1 rRNA gene is annotated in these 211 nt (G+C 39.8%); it reads right to left on the reverse strand.

The annotated features are described in order from the left end of the window. Nucleotides 1-145 precede the first annotated feature (145 nt). Nucleotides 146-211: ribosomal RNA gene (locus H5S39_RS00005) — 16S ribosomal RNA — on the reverse strand; the annotation flags it as partial.

A 211-nucleotide genomic window follows, 5' to 3' on the forward strand; every position in this document is an offset into this window, starting at 1 on the left:
CTCAAATAACGCGGTGTTCTCGGTTTATTGTTTTGTTAATAAAGAAATTAGATAATATTTAGTTTTCAAAGTACAAGCTCTGAGGGTAAACCCCTCAAAACTAAACAAAGTTTCTTCGATGTGTAGGTTCCGTTTTATTCCTTAGAAAGGAGGTGATCCAGCCGCAGGTTCTCCTACGGCTACCTTGTTACGACTTCACCCCAGTCATCTG

Origin of the sequence: Limosilactobacillus rudii (genome assembly GCF_014145455.1) — a bacterium.
GTDB lineage: Bacteria > Bacillota > Bacilli > Lactobacillales > Lactobacillaceae > Limosilactobacillus > Limosilactobacillus rudii.